The 19,558-nt window shown below is 70.0% G+C and carries 20 protein-coding genes; 8 read left to right on the top strand and 12 right to left on the bottom strand.

Translation table 11 applies throughout. The features are described 5' to 3' along the window. Positions 1 to 220 precede the first annotated feature (220 nt). The 3 genes from FKR81_RS05415 to FKR81_RS43335 form a co-directional block, all read right to left on the bottom strand. On the bottom strand, positions 221 to 1,294 hold the full coding sequence (locus FKR81_RS05415) for a lytic transglycosylase domain-containing protein (protein WP_328593126.1): 1,074 nt from the start codon (positions 1,292 to 1,294) through the stop codon (positions 221 to 223). Positions 1,295 to 1,368: 74 nt separating this feature from the next. Further along, on the bottom strand, positions 1,369 to 1,773 hold the full coding sequence (locus FKR81_RS05410) for an MmcQ/YjbR family DNA-binding protein (protein WP_146349810.1): 405 nt from the start codon (positions 1,771 to 1,773) through the stop codon (positions 1,369 to 1,371). A gap of 36 nt (positions 1,774 to 1,809) precedes the next feature. After that, positions 1,810 to 4,065, bottom strand: coding sequence for a choice-of-anchor P family protein (locus tag FKR81_RS43335; RefSeq protein ID WP_186762786.1), 2,256 nt, complete (start codon positions 4,063 to 4,065; stop codon positions 1,810 to 1,812). A 570-nt stretch (positions 4,066 to 4,635) separates the two neighbouring features. Here FKR81_RS43335 and FKR81_RS05395 point away from each other — a divergent pair. From FKR81_RS05395 to FKR81_RS05385, 3 genes are read left to right on the top strand one after another with little or no spacing between them, the layout of a single operon-like run. Beyond that, positions 4,636 to 5,151 (top strand): RNA polymerase sigma factor, encoded by a 516-nt coding sequence (locus FKR81_RS05395; RefSeq protein ID WP_235921318.1) that lies wholly within the window; start codon positions 4,636 to 4,638, stop codon positions 5,149 to 5,151. Further along, positions 5,148 to 6,011: a hypothetical protein gene (locus FKR81_RS05390; RefSeq protein WP_146349807.1), complete on the top strand. Its 864-nt coding sequence runs from the start codon at positions 5,148 to 5,150 to the stop codon at positions 6,009 to 6,011. The genes FKR81_RS05395 and FKR81_RS05390 overlap by 4 nt, the downstream gene beginning before the upstream one ends. A 41-nt stretch (positions 6,012 to 6,052) precedes the next feature. Next, positions 6,053 to 6,640, top strand: coding sequence for a hypothetical protein (locus FKR81_RS05385; protein WP_146349806.1), 588 nt, complete (start codon positions 6,053 to 6,055; stop codon positions 6,638 to 6,640). On the opposite strand, the gene FKR81_RS05380 is transcribed toward FKR81_RS05385, so the two are convergent. Next, positions 6,619 to 7,821 (bottom strand): cytochrome P450, encoded by a 1,203-nt coding sequence (locus tag FKR81_RS05380; protein ID WP_146349805.1) that lies wholly within the window; start codon positions 7,819 to 7,821, stop codon positions 6,619 to 6,621. The genes FKR81_RS05385 and FKR81_RS05380 overlap by 22 nt on opposite strands. A gap of 10 nt (positions 7,822 to 7,831) precedes the next feature. Next, complete coding sequence (locus tag FKR81_RS05375) at positions 7,832 to 8,665, bottom strand: SAM-dependent methyltransferase (protein WP_146349804.1); 834 nt, start codon at positions 8,663 to 8,665, stop codon at positions 7,832 to 7,834. Positions 8,666 to 8,894: 229 nt separating this feature from the next. Here FKR81_RS05375 and FKR81_RS05370 point away from each other — a divergent pair, with 229 nt between their 5' ends. Both FKR81_RS05370 and FKR81_RS05365 read left to right on the top strand, forming a co-directional pair. After that, positions 8,895 to 9,803, top strand: a complete 909-nt coding sequence (locus tag FKR81_RS05370; protein WP_146349803.1) for an alpha/beta hydrolase — start codon at positions 8,895 to 8,897, stop codon at positions 9,801 to 9,803. A 42-nt stretch (positions 9,804 to 9,845) separates the two neighbouring features. Next, positions 9,846 to 11,846 carry a diguanylate cyclase domain-containing protein gene (locus FKR81_RS05365; protein ID WP_146349802.1) on the top strand — a complete coding sequence of 667 codons (2,001 nt, stop codon included), beginning with the start codon at positions 9,846 to 9,848 and terminating at the stop codon, positions 11,844 to 11,846. Here the strand turns inward: FKR81_RS05365 and FKR81_RS05360 are convergent. Beyond that, a complete protein-coding gene (locus FKR81_RS05360) occupies positions 11,843 to 12,847 on the bottom strand; it encodes an FAD-binding oxidoreductase (protein WP_146349801.1) in 1,005 nt (334 codons plus the stop codon). The genes FKR81_RS05365 and FKR81_RS05360 overlap by 4 nt on opposite strands. A gap of 70 nt (positions 12,848 to 12,917) precedes the next feature. On the opposite strand from FKR81_RS05360, the gene FKR81_RS05355 reads away from it, so the two are divergent. Further along, on the top strand, positions 12,918 to 13,763 hold the full coding sequence (locus FKR81_RS05355; protein ID WP_146349800.1) for a LysR family transcriptional regulator: 846 nt from the start codon (positions 12,918 to 12,920) through the stop codon (positions 13,761 to 13,763). Here FKR81_RS05355 and FKR81_RS05350 read toward each other — a convergent pair. Continuing rightward, a complete protein-coding gene (locus FKR81_RS05350; protein ID WP_146349799.1) occupies positions 13,744 to 14,553 on the bottom strand; it encodes a hypothetical protein in 810 nt (269 codons plus the stop codon). The two genes, FKR81_RS05355 and FKR81_RS05350, sit on opposite strands and share 20 nt — an antisense overlap. A 237-nt stretch (positions 14,554 to 14,790) precedes the next feature. On the opposite strand from FKR81_RS05350, the gene tuf reads away from it, so the two are divergent. Together tuf and FKR81_RS05340 are read left to right on the top strand one after the other, a co-directional pair. Continuing rightward, on the top strand, positions 14,791 to 15,972 hold the full coding sequence (gene tuf / locus FKR81_RS05345; RefSeq protein ID WP_146349798.1) for an elongation factor Tu: 1,182 nt from the start codon (positions 14,791 to 14,793) through the stop codon (positions 15,970 to 15,972). A 52-nt stretch (positions 15,973 to 16,024) separates the two neighbouring features. Continuing rightward, complete coding sequence (locus tag FKR81_RS05340; protein ID WP_146349797.1) at positions 16,025 to 16,567, top strand: TetR/AcrR family transcriptional regulator; 543 nt, start codon at positions 16,025 to 16,027, stop codon at positions 16,565 to 16,567. On the opposite strand, the gene FKR81_RS05335 is transcribed toward FKR81_RS05340, so the two are convergent. From FKR81_RS05335 to FKR81_RS05315, 5 genes are all read right to left on the bottom strand, one after another. Continuing rightward, complete coding sequence (locus FKR81_RS05335; protein ID WP_146349796.1) at positions 16,557 to 17,228, bottom strand: alpha/beta fold hydrolase; 672 nt, start codon at positions 17,226 to 17,228, stop codon at positions 16,557 to 16,559. The genes FKR81_RS05340 and FKR81_RS05335 overlap by 11 nt on opposite strands. A gap of 84 nt (positions 17,229 to 17,312) precedes the next feature. Continuing rightward, a complete protein-coding gene (locus FKR81_RS05330; RefSeq protein WP_146349795.1) occupies positions 17,313 to 17,987 on the bottom strand; it encodes a DUF6766 family protein in 675 nt (224 codons plus the stop codon). Positions 17,988 to 17,997: 10 nt separating this feature from the next. Further along, positions 17,998 to 18,726: a metallophosphoesterase family protein gene (locus FKR81_RS05325; RefSeq protein WP_186762785.1), complete on the bottom strand. Its 729-nt coding sequence runs from the start codon at positions 18,724 to 18,726 to the stop codon at positions 17,998 to 18,000. Continuing rightward, the gene (locus FKR81_RS05320) at positions 18,723 to 18,971 is read right to left on the bottom strand and encodes a BON domain-containing protein (RefSeq protein WP_146349794.1); all 249 of its coding nucleotides are present in this window, start codon (positions 18,969 to 18,971) and stop codon (positions 18,723 to 18,725) included. Before FKR81_RS05320 ends, FKR81_RS05325 begins: the two co-directional genes overlap by 4 nt. After that, positions 18,968 to 19,528, bottom strand: coding sequence for a nucleotidyltransferase family protein (locus tag FKR81_RS05315; RefSeq protein ID WP_146349793.1), 561 nt, complete (start codon positions 19,526 to 19,528; stop codon positions 18,968 to 18,970). Before FKR81_RS05315 ends, FKR81_RS05320 begins: the two co-directional genes overlap by 4 nt. Positions 19,529 to 19,558: the final 30 nt, after the last annotated feature.

Genomic DNA, 19,558 nt, shown 5'->3' with positions numbered 1-19,558 from the left:
GCGGTGCCACCTCTTAGCGATCACTTACTGATAACGCACCATCGCACAGTCGGGTGAATTTGGAGTATTCACGCAACCGTATCGTCGCAACGACATGTCACGAATTGTCGAGAGACAATTCCGAGTCGGGTGAACCGCATTCACGAACGTGAGCGGAGGTTTAGCCCGAACTACCACTGTGCGCGACTGTCCACAGCGGACTGCCACTCGATCGGGGCACTCAACCCCGTTCCGCCGGTGGTTCCGCACTCGACGGCGCCGCGCTCGAGGAGGCCGGGCTCGACGAGGGCACAGGCTTGCGCCCAGGCAGCGGCGGCATGGTCCAGCGCGGCCGTTCCGACGACGGAGCGGAGGCCGACGACGGGGTGGGCGCGACCGACGAGGTGACGGAGGGTGCGCTCGAAGGCGCTGGTTTCACACTGTCCGTAGTGGACGGTGTGGGGGCGGATGAGCTGGGAGGAGCCGGGTTCGGCTCGGTCTGCACGCCGTCGCGGTAGGCCTTGGCGATGGAGAGCACCGCGTTCACGTACTCGTCGGAGTGGTTGTAGCTGTGGATGGCCTCGTTGAGCCTCGCGGGATCGCGCGTGTCCCGCCCGCCCGCGCACAGGTACCGCGCGGCCGCGAGCGCGGCGTCGAAGATGTTGTCCGGATCGGTTGCGCCGTCACCGTTGCCGTCGCCGCCCCACCGGCGCCACGTGCCGGGGATGAACTGCATCGGCCCGACCGCGCGGTCGAACACCGGGTCGCCGTCGAGCGTGCCGCCGTCGGTGTCGCGAATCGTTGCCACACCAGGACGTCCGTCGAGCTGGATGCCGCGGATGACCGGCCGCGTGCTGCCGTCGGTGTGCAGCTTGGCGCCGCCGAACCGGCCGTGGTTGGACTCGACGCGCCCGATGGCGGCGGGCACGGACCAGTGCAGCCCGCAGCTCGCGTTCACCTTGCTCGCCGCGCTCTCGTACGCCTGCAACGCCGTCTTCGGGATCGGACCGACCATCGCGAGCGACACGGGCCCCTTCGGCGCCTTCGCGCCACCGGCCTGCGCCAGCGGCGTCGAGCCCGCCGCGAGCGGGACCTCGGGCACCAGGCTGCGCCACGGCGCCTGGTCCACCACGACCGGTTGCTCCACAATGGATTTCTGCTGCGCGACGGGGACTCTGCCCGGATCCGCGGGGTGCGGAACCGGGGAAGGACCAGCGGCGACCAGCAGACCCGCGAGTGCGAGAGCGGCACCACCCATCGCGCGGAGTTCGGTGATGCTGAAGAGGTGTTCGTTCTCCGGCGAGACGCTTTTCATGATCACGCCATTCGTCTACCAGAGAAAGGCGCGGCGATCGCCCGGCGACGTGTCACCGAAAGGATGATAATGCGTCAGCCCGGACGTTCCACCTGGTCGGTGAGCTTCTTCGGGGCGAGGAGGCAGTAGCTCTCGGTCAGCAGCTCGTCGACCTCGTCCCAGTCCGTCGCGGCGTCCAGCGCCATGCCGACGATGTCCGGGAACCACGGCGGTTTGAAGAACGGTGGACCCGAGTTGGCCAGCGCGTCGAGCTCGTCGGCGGACGAGCGGAAGGTGAGCACGGTCAACGGCCCGTCGTGCGAGGCGGCGCGCGCGTAGGCGGGCGGATGGCCGTCGGCGATGGTCACCACGTGCGCGAACGTCTTCCCGCGCACACACCACCTGGTGCCCACCCAGGCCTGTTCCTCGTACGCGGCGGGGAGGCTCAGGCACGACGACCTGAGCCGGGTGACGAACTCGAGCGGGACGTCCGCTGCCACCTGAGCCTCCCTTGCCGAAGCTCCTTCGAGGCTACGTCAGCAGTTGTGGATGTCGCTCGTCGCCGACGACACCACGACGTCCACACCGGGCAGGACCACGTGCGCACCGTTGACGGTCAGGCCACCGGGGACCGGCACCTGCTCGTTGAGCACGATCCGCCCACCGGGCAGCGAAATCGTGGTGTTCGGCGCGGTGGTGACGGTGATCGGCACCCCCGCGACGGTCAGCGCACCGATGGTGACACCACCCGTGGAACCACCACACGTGGTGCGCGAGGTGGCCACCACGTCCCGCAACGCGACCACACCGACACTGAGCTGCGCCACAGCCGCGTTGGCGGTAGACGTCCCCGGCGCCAGCGTCGTGACGACCGACGCACACACCCCACGCGCGGTGATCAGCCCGTTGATCGCCGCCACGCACGGCGGCGCGTTCGTGGTGGCACGGGCGACCCGCACCGCCCCGGTATCCGGCGTGGGCGGCACGGCAACCCCAGCACCGAGCACCTGCACCGACCCGGTGAGCCCGAAGCCACGCCCCGTCATGAACCGCAGCCCCACGTCAACTGCCACCTGACTGGGCTCGTAGTAGTCGTCACCGACAAAGCTCGCCGTGACGACAACCGTGCCCGCAGCGTTCAACGGCTGGTCGACAGACGCGATCACACACGACGCGACACCCTGGTCATCCGTGGTGTCCGCACACGACTGCGTGCCACCGAGCTTCAACGTGACACTCCTCCCGCTGACCGGAGTGCCGTCGTCCTCGGTCAGCTTCGCAGCCACCGTGGCAGGTTCGGCGTTGGCGACCTTCACATCTCCGGTGTACGCGAGACTCGTCTCCTCCTTGGTCACCACGAAGTCGACAGCCGCACCAGACGGCAGAAGCGCTTTGCTACCGGCAAAAGCAGCGGTCAACGGATACGTCCCCGCCTTCTCCTGCGGCGTGATCACACACGACGCAACACCGTTGGCATCGGTGTCCGCGGTACACGTCTCAGCACTGTTCAACGCGAACACGACCGGCTGCCCCACAACCGCAGCACCACTGGACGTGATCGTCAGCCGCGCGGCCACCGTCGCCGGGTCGTGGAAGTCACCGGTCACCGCCCCCGTGTAGGTGAGCGTGGTGGGCTTCCTGGTGACCTCGAAGGCCGTCTGCGCACTCGACGGGTGGTGGACCACATCCCCCGGATAACTCACCACCAGCGGATAGGTCCCCGCGACCTCCTGCGGCGTGATGACGCAGAACGCCTCACCACTGGCGTTGGTGTTGGCCGTACAGGTCTCGGCCCCGTTGAGCCGGAACGTCAACGGAGCGTTCGCCACCGGCGCACCGGTGGTCGAAGCGGTCAACCGCGCGGACACAGTGGCCGGGTCACCGGTGAACCCGGCAGACGGCCCGGTGTAGGTGATCGTGGTCGACTCGACGAGATAACTGATCGTCACCGACGAAGGTTCATCGGTCTCCTCCACAGTCGCCGCACCACGCGACGACCCGTTGCCACCAGCACCACCGTCGACAGCGACGATCAACGGCGTAGGCGCCTGGAACCCGGACGGCCCACCACCACCGCCGAACCACCCGCCGCCTCCACCACCGCCACCGCCACCACCGGCCGTACCGGGGTTGCCAGGCCCACCGAGCCCACCACGACCGAAGAACCCCGGCGCACCGGGCAACCCACCGGGCCCAGGGATACCGGGCGACCCGCCAGATGTACTGCCACCGTCACCCCCTTCCGGTGACGAAAGGCAGCCGATGGCGAAGCACCGCCCACCTCCACCACCACCGCCAGGCGCGACAACCAGACGCGTGGCGAGACTGTCACACGGCGCGGCGGCCGAACACGTGCGGACGTCACTGGCCCCACCACCCGCACCACCGGCGAACGGCGTACCGAGCCCACCGGCCGCGCCACCACCGAAGCCGGGCTGGCCACCGTTGACCCCACTGCCGTTGCCACCGTCCTGCCCGACGGACACCACGAGTTTCGTCACTCCACTGGGGATGATGAGGTCCGCAGTGACCTTCTGGCCACGTCTACCGCTGGGCGCGGATCCGTCACCACCATCAGCACCCGCACCACCACGGGCACCGACGGCGACGACGCGCAACTTGGTCACACCGGCCGGGATGGAGTAGGTCTGTTCACCACCCGTGGGACCGAACGTGGTGGACACGAAGCTGTCGGCGAGCGCAGGTGGCGCGAAGACCACACCGATGCCGAGCAGGCTGAGAGACAGCGCAGCCGCGAGCTTCGCTCGCATTCGGGACTGTGCCTTGAGCATCGCGGAACCTCTCTGGAGAGCAGGCCCCGACCCAGCGCCAGGATCCAACAAGCCTTTTAGGACCACAGCACCCTTCACCCGATTGCCGAAGAACGTTGCTCCTTCGGCGCAACGTCCTCATCGGACAGTCATCACCCGCTGATACAGCCCCCTCACGAAGCCGAAGGCGAGCACCCCAAAGCCCGCGAAGCCGAAGGCGAGCCGACCAATGAAACCAGCGGGTGGTGGGGTCTCCGTACGGCGCGGGCGAAGCCCTGCCGCATTTCGAGGGTGGGGTCAAGACGTCTTTTTGTCTTGACCCCACCCTCGAAATGCGGCTGCCTCAGGTGCGTCGTACGGAGACCCCACCACCAAAGCAACCATCTACGAAAAGCAAGCACAGGCCTCCGGTGGTGCCGGGGTCCGGGGCGGAGCCCCGGCGGGGGCAAGGGGCAGCGCCCCAACCACTGACCCCAACCACAGCACACCCCCCGCACCCACAGTGGCAACACGACCAGCACGACAGGACACAACCAGAACATGACGACCGATCCAGACGACCGCGAGCTGTGGTCACAGACCGGGTTCGGCGTGCTGTTCGACCGGCACGCCAGAGCGGTCTACAACCACTGCTTCCGCCTGACCGCGTCATGGGCAGCAGCGGAGGACCACGTGCAAACGACGTTCCTCACAGCGTGGCGCAAACGCGACCAGGTCAGGATCGAACAAGACTCAGCACTCCCCTGGCTACTGGCGGTAGCAACGAACGTGGTCCGCAACGACCGCCGCAGCGTCCTGCGCAAACTGCGCCTGTTCCGCCGAGTGGCCACAGAAACCACCGTCCCCGACCACGCAGACGACGTAGCCGGCCGAGTAGACGACCAACGCCAGATGTCGATCGTGCTAGCGGCGGTGAACCGCCTACCACGCAACCAACGCGAAGCTCTAGCGCTCTGCGTCTGGTCAGGCATCTCGTACCCAGAGGCAGCCGCGGCACTGGGCATCACAGAGGGCAGCGTCCGGGCACGCGTCAGCAAGGCGAAGTCCCGCCTGACGGAGCTACTCGCCACCGAACAGCAGGTCGTCACCGTTGTGGAGGGCCGATGAACACCACGATCCCAACGCCCCGCGACCTCCCACCGGGCCGCCACACCGAAATCAGGGCAGAACTACTACGCGCCACAACCCGCAAACGCTTCCGCTTCGCCCCCGCACTGACCGCCGCAACCGCACTAGCGGTGATCGCACTGATCGCGTACTTCGTACCGTGGCGCCCACAAGCGGCCCCACCCGCCGAGCACACCACCATCCCCACCACCATCCCCACCACGACAAGGCCTGCCGAACCGGTGATCCCCGGCCTGCCCCCCGAACAGCACCGCGCCATCGCACAGGGCTGCCTGGACTCGGCAGGAGTGACCGGCTCACCACGCCTCTACAACTACGTCACCACGGACGACACCAAGCACGGCCTGGTGTTCGGCGGGGACTCAGCACACATCTGCACCGTCGACGGCCCGATGTACGACTTCAACGCGGACCTGCACTCGGGCCTGGACCTGAAGTTCATCGCGGGTTCGTTCGCGCTGGACTCGACGAGCGGCAGCGCCGGCGGCGACGCGAGCTACGCCAACCCCGCGCGCAAGGGCAAGCGGGGCTCGATCGTGACGGCCGGGCGGATCACCGCCGAGGTGGCTCGGGTGACCATGACCGTCGACGGCACGACGGTCGACGCGGTGCTGGCCAACGACACCTTCCTCGCCCGCGTCCTCTACCCGTCGACGTGGACGATCCCCGAGAACATGCCGGCGGCGGTCGTGCGGGCCTACGACGCGGGCGGCACGCTCCTCGGCTCCAGCGACACACCGGACACCCGGTGCTACACGACCCCGGACGGCGCGATCATGACCCATCACCAGAACCAGCCCGACCCGGCGACCTGCCTGCCGGCCAAGCTGTGGCGCTGAACCGCCCACACGACGCCACGGCACGTGCCACGGTCTGAACCATGCTCAGACCTGTTGCTCTCCTGCTCGTGACGCTGGTGCTGGCCGGGTGCGCCCGGCACGGCACCGCGTCCGACGGGGTCGCGGACAGCGCGGTGATCACCACCGCGATCACCACCACCACGCCCGCACCGGTCAGCGTCCCGCCGGAGGGGGCGTGCCGGCGGGAAGTGCACGTGCAGACCCCGGCTCCACCGCCGCCTCCGGGTGCCGCGACCGGCGGCGCGACGCCGGTCGCGGCGCACAACGCCGAGAACAACGGCTGGAAGGTGCGCAAGCAGCTGCCCGCCGAGGACCGCGAAGCGGGCGTCGCCGCCGTCGGGAAGATCGAGAATCCGCTGCAGGCGTTGTGCGACAAGGGTTTCTTCTCGTTCGACGCGACGCGGGACGTACTGCGCGGCGCGGGGTTCGACGACGTCTTCATCGTCGAGCTGCGTGCCTCCCCCGGCGAGGCGGCCCCGCCCGGCAACGCCTTCTACTTCCAGGTCAAGCGCGCGTGCGTGTTCGGCGAGGTGAAGCCGGGCGCGGTGCGCCTCGACGTGGACGGCACGACCGGCGAGGGCTCCTGCTACGAGCCGCCGTCGCACTGAACGGGAACCACGGGCAGGGCGTTGGGGCGAAGGAAGGCCCGCGCCACCTCGCGTACCTCGTGACCGGGCGCGAGCTCCAGCTGCCACCGCGCGGAGATCTCGGTGATGGCGATGGTCATCTCGGACCACGCGAACCCCTCGCCGATGCATTTGTGTCCGCCCGCACCGAAGGGCAGGAACTGCGGCGGTTCGGCCTCGGCCCAGCGGCCGGGGTCGAACCGCATCGGATCGGGGAACAGGACCGGGTCGCGGTGCAGGGCGGGCAGGCTGACCAGCACCTCCGCCCCTGCGGGCAGCTCGGTGTCGCCCAGCTGGACGGGCCGGGTGGCGCGGCGCGTCAACAGCCAGATCGGCGTGTGCAGCCGCAGGGTCTCGCGCAGCACGTGGTCGACGTCGAACGGTCCGCGGTACCGGCCCAGCTCGTAGAACGCCCACGACAGCGTGGTCGCGGTGGTCTCGGTGCCCGCCATCAGGATGTTGATGACCTGGGTGCGCACCTCGCCGGCGCTCATCGGGCTCGACACGAGCATCGACAGCAGGTCCCCGTGGTCGGTGCCGGACGCGCGGTACGCCGCGACCACGTCGTCGACGACGGAGGTCAGGCGGTGCAGCGCCTGGTCGAAGCGCGGTGACGGGAGTCGTCCGTAACCGGGGAGAAGGGCGCGCCTGGCGATGCTGTTCAGCACCGGGCCGAGCGAGCGCTGCACCTCCGCGACGGCCCGCTCCCCCAGCGCCGTGCGGAACAGCGCCTTCGCGGTGACGGTGAGCGTCAGCCGTTGCAGCGCCCGGTCGAGCGCGATCCGTTCGCCGGGCACCAGCGCCGAGGCGAAGGCGACGACCTCCGACCGCATCACCTCCTCGCAGGCGGTGACGCGGTCGCGGTGGAACGCGGGCTGCATGACGCGGCGCTGTCGCATGTGGACCGGTTCGTCGGACGTCGCGAGGCCGTCGCCGAGCACCCGCCGCGCCTGGGCGAACACCTCGCCGCGCTCGAAGTCGTGCGCACCGGTCACCAGGACCTGCCTGATGAGCTCGGGCGAGTTGACCACGTGGACGCGCCGCGGTCCGAGGTGGACCACCACCACGTCACCGTGCGCGCGCAGCTCCTGGAGGAACCCGATGGGGTTCCTGCCGAACCGGAGCACGTGCCCCAGCAGCGGCAGCCGTCCGGGAGCGGTCACCCCCTGATTGTCAGGGCTTGCGGGCCACCGCCGCCAGCAGGGACGCGTGCGCGGGCAGGTCCGTCACGAGCTTGAGCTCGTTGTCCGGGCGCCACTGCGAGGTGTAGACGAGACCGGGCGGCTGGACCTCGAGACCGTCGAACAGGCCCTCGATCCATTCGCGGGACCGCGCGACACCCGCGGCCGAGGTGGACTTCGACAGCTCGACGAGCCCCTTGACCTCGTCCGATCCCTCGCCCTGGTTGTCGGTGATGTGCGAGAGCACCAGGTAGCTGCCCGGTGCGGCGGCGTCGAGGTAGCCGCGCACGGTCCGGGCGGCGTCCTCCGCGTCGAGCACGTAGTGCAGCGACGACGCCATGATCACCACGACGGGCTCGGACAGGTCGACCAGCTCGGTGGTCACCGGGTGGCGCAGCACGCCGCCGACGTCGGCCATGTCCGCCTCGATGATGCCCGTGCCTGCGACTCCCGCCAGGATCAGCTCGCTGTGCGCGACGGCGACCGGCTCGCGTTCGACGTAGACGACGCGGGACTCCGCCGCGATCTCCTGCACCATCTCGTGCACGCTCTGCGCGGTCGGCATGCCCGAGCCGAGGTCGATGTACTGCCGCAGGCCCTGGTGCGCGCAGAACCTGATGGCCCTGCCGAGGAACTGCCGGTTGTACCTCGCGAGATCGCGCACCCACGGCATCGCCCGAACCGCCTGGTCCGCGACAATTCGATCGGCGGCGAAATTCCATCCTCCTCCGAGGAGGTAGTCGTACACGCGAGCTGGACTAGCTCGCTGGAGATCGATGCCGGACGGAATCCAGCTGACCTGACTGCTCACTGCGGCACGTCCCATCGACGGCGGGAAAATGCGTGGAAAACGCTAGTTCTCAATCCAGCCGAACGGGTAGCAAGTTGACCCGATCGGCCCAATGAATCGGCTGTAGCATGCACGCCTGTCAATCCGGAGAGGATGCATCGTGCGACCCGTCGCCGCCTCATTGATCGCCGTTCTCATCAGCACATTCCTGACCTTTCCCACCGCTTCCGCGGCCACGGTGAGCTGCACCGATACGAATGTCTCAGTGCTGCTCGCGATCGTTCCGCAAACCGCGCACGGCAGGCTGTGCCGCCCGATGGGCAGCACGCCCGACACCGTCCAGCTGCTCGTGCACGGCGGCACGTACAACGGCCAGTACTGGGACCTCCCGCTCTCGGCGGGAAAGTACTCGTACCAGCGCGACATGGCAGCGCGTGGCCACGCCACGTTCGCCGTCGACCTGCCGGGAACAGGCGCGAGCTCGCAGCCGCTGAGCGCCCTGATCACCGGCACCGGGATGGCGTCCGTCGTGCACCAGATCATCGGCAAGCTCCGCAACGGCCAGGTGCTCGGCACCGCATTCCCGCAGGTAGTCCTGGTCGGCCACTCGATGGGCTCCGGCATCGTCGTGCTGGAGGCCGCGACGTACCGCGACGTCGACGGCGTGATCCTGACCGGGATGACGCACTCGATGGACCTCGTCCAGCTGGCCGCGATCTTCGTCGACGGCGTGCGCCCGGCGCTCCTGGACCCGGTGCTCGCGGGCCGCGGCAGCGACCCCGGCTACGTCACGACGATGCCCGGCACGCGCCAGGTCTTCCACCAGCCGGGCGCGTTCGAGCCCGGTGTCCTCAGCGCCGACGAGGCGACCAAGGACCAGGTGCCCGCGACGGTCGTGCCCGACCTCGTGGCGCTCGCGTTCACCGGCCCGCTGTCACGCGGAATCAACGTCCCGGTGCTGCTCGCGAACGGGGATCGCGACACGCTGTTCTGCGCATTCCATTGTTCGACCGAGTCCACTTTGCTGACCGCGGAGGCGCCGTACTTCAGCCCGGCGGCGCAGCTCGACGTGTTCCTCCTGCCGGGCGCCGGTCATTCGCTCGCGCTGGCACTGGCGGCACCGACCTACCGTTCCGCTGTCGATGAATGGCTGCACACGCATTTCGCAGAGTGAGGTACTGGCTCATGACCGCACACCCGAGTAATTTCTTCGCCCATGATTGCGCCACTGCCTGACCGGCCGCTTCTCGGCGCGGCCGCAGGCGAGCGTTCAGGCGAACGCTCGAAGCTCGCCCGCAAATGGGCGACGCTGACCACCGCAACGACGTACGTCCCGCTCCAGCCCGCCGAGTTCCGCGGCAGGCTGGAGCACGTCATCGACGAGCTGGTCGACGCGGTCTTCGGCGAGCCCGCCGCCGCGGCCGAGTGCGGCGCGCACCTGGTGGAGCTGCACTGCAGTGGTCCCGCGGTGCTCACGCCGAGCCTGGCGCTGCTCGGCAGCGGCCTGCTCGCGCTGCCGGAGCTGGCAGGCGTGCCGCGGCTGGCCGAGAAGGTCGTGCAGACCATGGGCGCGTTCGCCGGCGGCTGCACCGAGGCCGTCCGCACGTCGACGCTGGACCAGCAGGATGCGATGAACCGCGCGCTGATCAAGGCGCTGGACGACGCGCAGCAGACCGCGGGGCTGGCCAAGACGCAGCTCGAGCTGGTGCTCGCCAGCTCGGCGAGCGGCATCGCGCTCACCGATCGGCAGGGCCGGTTCCGGTGGTGCAGCGACCGGCTCGGCGAGATCCTCGGCTACGAGGAGCCGGAGTTCGCCGAGCTCACGCTGTTCGACGTCGTGCACCCGGACGAGACCTCCGAGCTGCACGAGGCGTTCGACGACCTGGAGGGCCGCACGCGACTGGTCCGCGCCGAGCACCGGATGCGGCGCGCGGACGACGAGACCGCGTGGGTGTCGGTGTCGCTGTCGCGGTCCGAGGAGCACTTCGTCGTGGTGATCGAGGACCACACCGAGCTGAACCTGTTGCACGGCAGGCTGAACCACCAGGCGCTGCACGACGTCCTGACCGGGCTGCCGAACCGGCAGTACTTCACGACCAGGCTGGAACGCGTGCTGCGCCACGCGGACCCGGCGACCGGCGTGACGGTCTACCAGCTCGACCTCGACGCGTTCTCGACGATCACGCTCGGCCTCGGCAGGCGGACGGGCGACCAGCTGCTGCAGTCCGTCGCCCAGCGCCTGGCCCACGTCTTCGCGGACGAACGCGCCATGGTGGCGCGGTTCGCCGCCGACGAGTTCGCCGTGCTCGTCGAGAACTCGGAGAGCACACCGGATCCGGTGACGACGATCCGGCGGATCAACGACGAGCTGGCCGCGCCGGTCGACGTGGACGGGCACGGGGTCGCCGCGTCGGCGAGCATCGGCGTCGTCGACCGGCCGCCGCCGGCCATGCGCGCGACCGAGCTGATGGAGACCGCGGACCTGACGCTCGCGCGGGCCAGGCGCAACGGGCGCACCCAGTGGGCGTTGTTCGACCCGGCTCAGGACTCCTTCGACCGCAGGGACCTCGGGCTCGCCGCGTCGCTGCCGGGCGCGTGGGAACGGGGCGAGCTCGGCGTGACGTACCGGCAGGTCGTGGGTCTGGGCTCCGAGGAGGTCATCGGGCTGGACGCGGTGCTGTCGTGGGGGCACTCGGATCCGGAGACGCTGGCCGAGATGGCCGAGCGGACGGGCATGATCATGCGGCTCGGGCGGTGGCTGCTGCGGACCGCGTGCTCCCACGCGGTGACCGCGGACCTGCCCCTGCACGTCGGGCTCAGCGCGAACCAGGCGACCGATCCCGACCTCGTCGGCGAGGTGCTCGCCGCGGTGAAGGACAGCGGGCTGGCCGCGGACCGCCTGTGGCTCGCGATGCCGGGCGGCTCGCTGCGCGGTGACGACGCCGCGGAGAACCTGCGCCTGCTGGCGGACACCGGGGTCCGCACCGCGATCCGCGGCACGACGTCCGACGACGTCGCCCTGCTCGAACGACTACCGGTGCGGTCCGTGCGGATCTCGCAGCCTGCGGGCGAACCCGGTCTCGTCACGCGGATGCTGGCCGAGCTGGTGACCACCGCGCACCTGGGCGGTGCGACGGTGATCGTGGACGGGGTCGCGACGAGCACGCAGATGACGTGGTGGCGCAGCATCGGTGCCGACGCCACCGTTCGCCACTAGTGCGGGCCGTACACCAGGCTTTCCTCGCAGCCGACGGTCCACGGGCGCGCGACGGCGAAGATCCTGTCGTGTGCTGCCCGCACGGAGTCCTTGTCCCCCAACGGTGAGATGAGCCGCAGCAGGTAGCGCGGCTCGCCGAGCGCGCCGCCCATGTGCCGGATGTCGACGATGATGAACACGTCGGACGGCGCGCGCACCGCGGCCAGCACCTCCGGCGTGAGGTCGCTCAGCAGGACGTTGTCGCCGTAGTAGCCGTGCGGGGTCGTGGGATCGCGGTAGATGTCACCGGACTCGGTGTACGGCATCCAGCCGACGGTGTCCTCGCGCGCCGCGATCCCGCACCACACGGCCATGTCCAGTTCGACGGTGCTGGCGAAGCGCACGTGCACGGCGTCGCCGACGATGCCGATCGAGGTGGTGACGGTGTCCGGCGCGTGCGCCGTCCACGAGCGGAAGGTGTCGAAGACCTCGTCAGCGGCGTCGAAGATCAGGTGACCGCCGAAGATCCGCGCGACGGGGAACAGGGCGATCTCCAGCGCGGTCACCACGCCGTCGACGGACTCGACGTCGCGGACGTGGTCGCGGGCGTAGCCGAACTCCCTCGCCAGCAAGCCGATCCCGCCGCGCAACGAGTAGCCGACGACGCCGACGTCCGGTGCCGAGCCGCTCAGCGGGACGAGGCCGTGCGGGGCGGCGGCGGTGATCACGTGGTGCCACAACGCTCCCGCCTCGACGCGGGCGGTGCGCCGGCCGGGGTCCACGCGCACGCCGGTCATCCTGCCGGTGGTGATCAGGACGCCGCCGTCGCGCGTGTGCTGCGTGCCGTGTCCCGTGTTCTGGACGGTGAGGTCGAGGTCGTGGTCGGCGGCGTAGCGGACGGCCTTGCGCACGTCGTCGGCGTCCTCGACCGCGAAGATCACCGCTGGGCGGTGCTGAAACGCGGTCTGGAAGCCGCCGCGCTGCTCGTCGTAGCCGTGGTCGCTCGGGAAGTACGTCTCCATGGCTCCACCCTGCGGGCCGCGCGTCCATAAGTCCAAGACATAGAACAGCTAGCCAGCATAAGCTGACGTTATGGAGCTCCGGCAGTTCGAGTACCTCGTGGCCGTCGCCGAGGAGGCGAGCTTCACCCGTGCCGCGGAACGGGTGCACGTCGCGCAACCGGCGGTCAGCGCCCAGATCCGGCGGCTGGAGCGGGAGTTCGGGCAGGACCTGTTCGACCGGTCCGGGCGGACCGTGCGGCTCACCGAGGTCGGCGAGACCGTGCTGCCGTTCGCACGGGCCGCGCTCGCCGCCGTGTCGGACGCGCGGCTGGCCGTCGACGAGCTGGCCGGGCTGGTGCGCGGGCACGTGGCGGTCGGGATGATCACGTCGTGCGGGTCGCTGGACCTGCCCGCGATGCTCGCGGAGTTCCACGCGCGGTATCCCGGCGTGGAGATCACGCTGACCGAGGCCAACTCGGACCAGCTGGTGCGGTCGCTGCTGTCCGGTGACCTGGACCTGGCGCTGATCGGGTTCGCCGGTGACGCGCCCGAGGGCGTCGAGGTGCACGTGGTCGTCGACGAGGAGCTGGTCGTCGCGGTGCCGCACGGCACGCCGTTCGCCGGGTTGCGCGAGCACGGGCTGGTCAGCCTGCCGCCGGGCACCGGATTGCGAGCGGCGCTCGACAACGCTTGCGCCGCAGCGGGTTTCCGGCCGCGCATCGCGTTCGAGGCGAGTGATCCGACGATGCTCGCCGAGATCGCGTGCCGGGGACTCGGGCCCGCGATCCTGCCCGCGTCGCTGGCCGCGGCGTACGCGGACCGGTTGACCGGCGTCGAGGTCGGGCTGCGCAGCTACCTCGGGTGGGCGTGGCGCGCGGAAGGACCGGCGAGCCCGGCCGCGCGGGCGCTCCAGGCGTTCAACTCAGCCAGGTGCTGATGATGTCGCCGTTCAGCAGGGAGTCGTTGGGCAGCTTGGCGTTCGCCAGCGCGGTGGTGAGCTTCGCGCGCACCTCGGCGGCCCACGCCTCCGCGTCGTCGCGCAGCATCAGGTCCTCGACGCGCGCGATCGCGAACCGGCCGGACGGGAACTTGCGCGCGAAGACCGTGAGGGTCACCTTCGCGGCGACCGGACTGATGGCCTGAGGCGCGACGCACACGTCGGTGACGGTGGCCTTGTCCAGCTGGAGCTCCGTGCCGGGCTTGAAGGTCAGCCGCTGCTCGAACCTCGGCCGCTGCTTGCCCGGCCGTTCCCACAGCTGGCCGCGCACGAACTGCCAGCCCAGCGCGCCGGTCGCCTGGATCAGCGTGTGGTGCACGGGCAACGCCTCGACGTCGAGCGTCACCTCACCGCCGAGCGGCAACGGGTTCAGCCGCAGCTGCGGCCTGGTCAGCTTGATGTCGCCGATCGCGGACGGCGGCGCCCAGATCGGCAGCGGCACCCTGATCGGGACGGTCATCGTCTCGCCGGTGAAGTCGATGCCCTGGAGCACCTTCTCCTCGAACCACTTGAGCGTGGTCGCCGAGTCCGCGGCGGGCAGGCCGTCGCCGCCGTGGGAGCTCGTGTCCTCTTCCTTGCGGCCGTTCGAGGTGATCTCGGCCCACGCGAGCCCGACGCGGGTGCCCTCCCTGATCCGGGACGCGGTCAGCGTGGCCTCGATCGCGTAACCGGGCTTGACCGCGCCGGACTGCGCCAACTGCCAGCGGGTCTTGCGCTTGAACGGCCACATAGGACGGAGATTACGCCTCGCCGGCCGAAAAACCAGTGGACTCGGCTGACACCATGGGAAGCATGTTCTTCACGGCAGCGACCTCGAAGCTCGCGGGCACCAGCCCGCAGAGCTCGGTCGCTGCCGTCTTCGCCGGCGCCCGAGGCTGACCCTCTTCCACTCCTTCCTCGCAGAACGGTGGAGGAGGGTGGTCGTTCTCGCGGTTCTGCACCCGTTACGTCATCAGGGAAAACTCCCATGAGCAAGCAGCAGTTCGTGCGCACCAAGCCGCACCTCAACATCGGCACCCTCGGGCACGTCGACCACGGCAAGACCACGCTGACGGCGGCGATCACCAAGGTCCTCGCCGAGCGGAACCTCGCCTCCTTCACCGCGTTCGACCGCATCGACCGCGCGCCGGAGGAGATCGCCCGCGGCATCACCATCAACATCGCGCACGTCGAGTACGAGACGGACACGCGGCACTACGCGCACGTCGACATGCCCGGCCACGCCGACTACGTGAAGAACATGATCACGGGTGCGGCGCAGCTGGACGGCGCGATCCTCGTGGTGTCCGCCGAGGACGGCGCGATGCCGCAGACGCGCGAGCACGTGGTGCTGGCGCGGCGGATCGGCGTGCCGCACATCGTGGTGGCGCTGAACAAGGCCGACACGGCGCAGGACCCCGAGCTGCTCGACCTGGTCGAGCTGGAGATCAGGGAGCTGTTGTCCCAGTACGGCTTCGACGGTGACGCCGTGCCGGTGGTCCGGGTGTCCGGGCTGAAGGCGCTGCAGGGCGACCCGCGGTGGAGTCAGTCCGTCGTCGACCTGCTCGACGCGGTCGACGAGCACGTGCCGGAACCGGTGCGCGTGCTCGACCGGCCGTTCCTGATGCCGATCGAGAACGTGCTGACGATCACCGGTCGCGGCACCGTCGTGACCGGCGCGATCGAGCGGGGCGTGCTGCGGCTCGGCGAGCAGGTCGAGGTGGTCGGGCTCGGGGAGACCCGGTCCAGCGTGGTCACCGGGCTGGAGACGTTCGGCAAGCCGCTGGACGTCGCGCAGGCGGGCGACAACGCGGCGGTGCTGCTGCGCGGTGTCCGCCGCGAGGAGGTGCAGCGCGGCCAGGTGCTGGTCGCGCCCGGCAGCGTGCGGCCGCACACGCGGTTCCGCGCGTCGGTGTACCTGCTCGGCAAGGACGAGGGCGGCAGGCACACGCCGGTCGCCAGCAACTACCGGCCGCAGTTCCACTTCCGCACCAGTGACGTGGTCGGCGTGGTGGAGCTGGACGGCCGGCCGATGGCGCTGCCCGGTGACACGGTCGACATGACCGTCGAGCTGGGCAAGCCGATCGCGATGGACGCCGGTCTCGGCTTCGCCATCCGCGAGGGCGGCCGCACCGTCGGCGCCGGCACCGTCGGCACCCTGCTCGACTGAACGACCCGCCGGGGGCGCGGTGACGCGTCCCCGGCGGCACTAACCTGAGGCCATGACGAGCCCGCGTGAGCGTCTGGTGGAGACCGCGTCCCGGCTGTTCTACGCCGAGGGCATCCACGCCGTCGGGGTCGACCGGCTGGTCACCGAGGCCGGCGTCACGCGGGCCACGTTCTACCGCCACTTCCCCGCCAAGGACGACCTGGTGGTGGAGTACCTGCGCGCCGAGCACCAGAAGGTCCGGTCCGGTGTGGACGGTGCGAAGCTCGGTCGTTCCGCGAAGGACGCGCTCATCGCCATCGTCGACTTCGTCGCGGATTCCACGTGCGGAGAAGGGTTTCGCGGCTGCCCGTTCATCAACGCCGCCGCCGAGTACCCCGACCCGGACCACGCGGTGCGCCGGATGATCGACGAGCACCGCCGGTGGTTCCGCCAGGAACTCCGCAAGCTGGCCGAGGAGTTCGGTCACCCGGACCCGGACTACGCGGCGGGTGTGCTGGTGCTGCTGCGCGACGGCGCGCTGCAGAGCGGCGAGCTCGACGACCCCGAGGTCGTCCGCCGGACCCTGCAGCGCGCCATCCGCGACGTCATGCGGTAGCGGCCGCCACGATCAGGTCGAACACGGCCTGCGGCTGGGACACGGACACGGCGTGCGACGCGGCCACCTCGACCGCGTGCGACTGGGCGCGTGCGGACATGAACCGCTGCGCCTCGGCGGGAATCGCGTTGTCGTCGGACGCGATCAGCGCCCACGAGGGCTTGGTGCGCCACGCGGGCTCACCGGGGAACTCGTCGCCCAGCGCGCCGCCGAACACGGGCCGCTGCGTCGCGGCCAGCACCGCGGCGTGGGGCACGTCCGCCGCGAAGACCTCGGCGAAGCTCTCCTGCTTGATGTAGAGGTCGCCGCCGATCTGGTTGAGCGTGTCCGGCCCGAGCTTGCCGCCGGGGAACTTCCCGGACAGCGCCAGCGCGTTCTCCCCGGTGTCCGGCTGGAAGGCCGCGACGTAGACGAGCGCCTTGACGTTGTCCCGCGCGGCGGCGGTGATCAGCACGCCGCCGTAGGAGTGGCCGACCAGCACGACCGGTCCGGGCACGCTCTCGACCACCTCGGCCACGGCCGCCGCGTCCGACTCGAGACCGCGCAACGGGTTCGCGACCGCGATCACCGGATATCCCGCTCCCCGCAACCGTTCCACGACGCCGCTCCAGCTCGACGAGTCGGCGAACGCGCCGTGCACCAGGACCACCGTGGGGTTCATCGTCTGCTCCCTCAAGTTAGTGGAAAGAACGTTCGTTCTTCCTCAACCTGGCACAGGACGATCCCATTCCGGATGTGACCCGGTTCACCCGGAGCGGTCGCTGACCGAGTGGGACGCCCCCACCGGTTTCGACTCGGGCGAGCCGCGTTGGCGCAGGTAGACGCTGAGAATCGCCATCGACGCGATCGCCAGGAACTCGGACTGCCAGTTCTGCAGCGACCGGTTCCAGAAGTCCGGCGCGCCGAGGTAGTCCAGCAACGACACGGACGGTTGCGCGTTCCGCAGCTGTTCGCCGTTGTAGGCCCACCACCCCGCGAACGCCTGCGCCACCCACGAGCACAGGAACAGCACGAGCATCGCGAGCCCGAGCGAGTTCGAGTACAGCTTCGTCCGCCACCCGCCCGCTCGCGCCCACCGTGGCGACGAGTCGCTGACGTGTCTCCCGAGCTGCTGCTTCTCGTCGGTCTGCGCGCCCGCCTCGCCGACCGGCTTCGACTCGGGCGAGCCGCGTTGCACGAGCCACACCGTCGCCGTGACGTACAGGAAGAACTGCAGGTACTCGGACTGCCAGTTCTCCACCACGTCGACGAGGAAGTCGGCGGAGAACAGGTAGTGGCCGAGGCCGATCTCGGGGTGCCCGTCCGCGGACAGGCGCTCGTTGAAGTCGGCGTGCCCGGCGAAGAACTGGCCGACGAGCGCCACGAGGAACAACAGCCCGAAGACGACCGTCAGGCTGTGCTCCCGCAGGAACTTCCTCATGACCCGGCCGTCACGACTCGACCACCTGCGGCTCGAGGCAGTAGACCGTGTAGGCGCTGCGGATGATCGGCTGCGCCACGTTGCGCACCCGCACGCCGCCCGGCGTGAGCCCGTGCTCGGTGCCGAAGTGCGCGTGCCCGTGGATCGCGAGGTCCGTCCCTGTCGCGTCGACGGCCTCGCCGAGCAGGTACGAACCGAGGAACGGGTAGATCTCCGGCGGCTCGCCGCGCAGCGTGTCCGGCACCGGCGAGTAGTGCATGAGCGCGACCTTCACGTCCGTGTCGAGCGCCTCGAGCGCGTTCTGCAGCATGCCCGCGATCTCGACGGTGTGGCCGATGAACGACTTCATCTCGCGCTCGCCGAACATGCTGCCGCACTTGCCCGCGAACCCGCCGCCGAAGCCCTTCACACCCGCCACGCCGAGACTGCGCCCGTTGATCTTGAACCGGACGGCGGTGCCTTCGAGCACGTGCAGCCCGTGGTCGGTCAGCACGTCCGACACCTCGTTCGCGCGGTCGTCGTGGTGGTCGTGGTTGCCCAGCACGGCGACGACCGGCACGGGCAGATCGGCGAACTCGTCCGCGACGACGTGCGCCTCCTCGACGGTGCCGTGGCGGGTGAGGTCCCCGGCGAGGAGCAGGACGTCCGCGTGCTCGCCGACGCGTTCCAGCGCGGGCCTGAGCAGTCCGCGCGCGTCCTCGCCGAGGTGCACGTCGCCGACGGCGGCGATGCGGATCATCGGAGCTCCTCCTCGCCCATCGGCTCGCCCGCGGGGACGACCCGGACGTCGTTCATCACGTGCAGCTCCGGCGCGACCTCCCCCAGCACCTCCTCGAGCGCGGCACGCCGCTGCTCGCACGCGACGTCGCCGGAGAGCAGCACGTGGTCGCCGCGCACCGTGACCCGCACGCCGAGCTCGGCTGTTCTCGGGTCCTCGGCAACGGCCCTGCGCAGGTGGGCTGCGAGGTACTGCTCGGACGTCATCGCGTGCTCCAATCCAGGATGTCGAGCCGTTCGACGAGCACCAGGAACGCCTCCGCGTACGGCGAGTGCTTCGTCTCCGCGCGCACGTGCTCCCAGTCGATCTGCTCGCGCAGCGCGCGGGCGAACGGCAGCAGCTCGCTGAAGTCGCACCGGTGCCCGTCGAGCACGAGCAACTTGCTCTCCAGCACGAACGTCGCGGACATGACCGGCAGCACGACGCTGCCGACCGGCAGCTCCTCGGCCATCGCGAGCATCTCGTCGGTGACCGGCCGCTCGTTGGGCCGGTGCAGCAGGTCGACGAGGTGGTCCCCGTCGTAGACCTTCAACAGCCAGTCCTCGGGTGCCTCCGCCGCCCGCATGCCCTTCGCGACCAGCACGGACACCGCCTGCGGCGCGTCCTCCTCGCGCACGAGCAGGTCGACGTCGTGCTCGGTGGCCGGTCCGCCGCGCGCGTAGCCCGCGCAGCCGCCGGTGAGCGCGAACGGGATGCTCGCTCCCCTCAGCGCTCCCGCCACCTTGGTCAACGTCCGGAGCAGGTCGTTCTGGAGGCCGCTCATTTCTCCCGGTTACCCACCTGACCGGCGCGT

The sequence above is a fragment of the Lentzea tibetensis genome, assembly GCF_007845675.1.
Lineage (GTDB): Bacteria > Actinomycetota > Actinomycetes > Mycobacteriales > Pseudonocardiaceae > Lentzea > Lentzea tibetensis.
Note: the sequence above shows the minus strand (reverse complement) of the source record. Positions and strands in the feature narration are given on the sequence as shown.